The organism is Streptomyces ipomoeae 91-03 (assembly GCF_000317595.1).
GTDB lineage: Bacteria > Actinomycetota > Actinomycetes > Streptomycetales > Streptomycetaceae > Streptomyces > Streptomyces ipomoeae.
Genome location: NZ_AEJC01000330.1, coordinates 1 through 1,436, shown reverse-complemented (window position 1 = coordinate 1,436; position 1,436 = coordinate 1). Strand labels below are relative to the sequence as shown.

The 1,436-nt window shown below is 73.2% G+C and carries 1 protein-coding gene; it reads left to right on the top strand.

All coding sequences use genetic code 11. From position 1 onward, the window contains the following. The coding region (locus tag STRIP9103_RS21605) for an outer membrane protein assembly factor BamB family protein (protein WP_048820710.1) at window positions 1-1,206 on the top strand (1,206 nt) is incomplete at its 5' end. Window positions 1,207-1,436 lie beyond the last annotated feature (230 nt).

The window sequence follows — 1,436 nt, the reverse complement described above, 5'->3', positions numbered from 1 at the left end:
CGGCCGCGCGCCGGCGTGAACGGCGCCGACCCCGCGCCCGCCGCCCCGCCCGCGCCCGCCCATGAGCCCGCGGCCTCCGGCTGGCGGCCCTGGCGGTTCCGTATGTCGAACGACGTGTGGGGCACCCCGTCCGTCGCCGACGACCTCGTCTACGTCACCTCCTTCGAGGTGCACGCCCTGGACGTGGCGACCGGCCGCCGCCGCTTCAAGACCCGTGACGTCGCCTGGTCGATGGCGGTCGCGGACGGCCGTATCCACGCCTCCGACGGCCCCACCCTCTTCGCCCTCGACGCCCGCGAGGGCACCGACCTGTGGCGGCTGTCCACGGAGGCCTGGGTGTACTCGCTGAAGGCCGACCGGGGCACGGTGGTCACGGCCACCCGGGGCGGCGGCGTACAGGGCTGGGAGGCCTCCAACGGGCAGAAGCTCTGGGAGATCACCGGCGCCCAGGCCGACTTCGAGTCCCCCGAGGCCGGGCCGGTCGTCCAGGACGGCACGGTGTACGTCTGGAAGGACGCCCGGCTGCGCGCCCTGGAGGCCCGCACGGGCGACGAGCGCTGGTCGTACCCGGTCGGCGACGCGGCCTCCTGCGGCGGAGTCCCGGTCCGGCTGACCCCGGCCGCGGACGGCTACGTGTACATCTCCGCCGGCAGCCGAGTCCTCGCCGTCGACATCGCGAGCGGCCATGTCCGCTGGCACTTCGAGGCCCCGGCCGTCTTCCTCTCCGCCCCCACGTTCGCGCCGGGCCCCGCGGTGACGGGCGGCGGCATCTACCTCGCCGACTACCTCGGCACGGTCTACGCCCTCGACGCCACCGACGGCCGCGACCGCTGGCGCATCGCCACCGAGTCCCGCGCCTCCATCGAGCCCGTCCTCGTCGCCGCCGGCCATGTCCACGTCGGCAGCGGCAAGGGCCTCTACACCCTCGACGCCGTCACCGGCACCCCCAAGTGGCGCTTCCAGGCGGGCGGCGAGATCGTCGGCGCCCCCTCGGTCGCCGAGGGCCGCATCCACTTCGGCTCCACGGACCACCTGCTCTACACGCTGAAGGCCGACGACGGCCGCCTGCGCTGGAAGCTGGCGACGGGCGGCGAGATCACCGGCTCGCCGGTGGTGCGGGACGGGGTGGTGTACGCGTGCAGCAAGGACCGCTGTGTGTACGCCCTGGACGCGGAGAAGGGAACGGGCACGGCGCGGACCTCTTGATGCCGGGCGCCCAGGGGGGGTGGTTTCGGTACGACGGCCGCTGCGGGTGGTGAGCGGCTGCGCCAGTCGGGTGGCACCATTCGGGCGATCTCCCGGTTCACCACGCCAACGGCGCTGACCTGGCGGGCGAGCTCCTCATACTGCGCCTGCCTTGCCATGGCACCCCTCCCCTGTTCATTGCTTAAGCAACCATAGGACTGGATGGTTGCTGCAGGCAAATTAAATCTGGA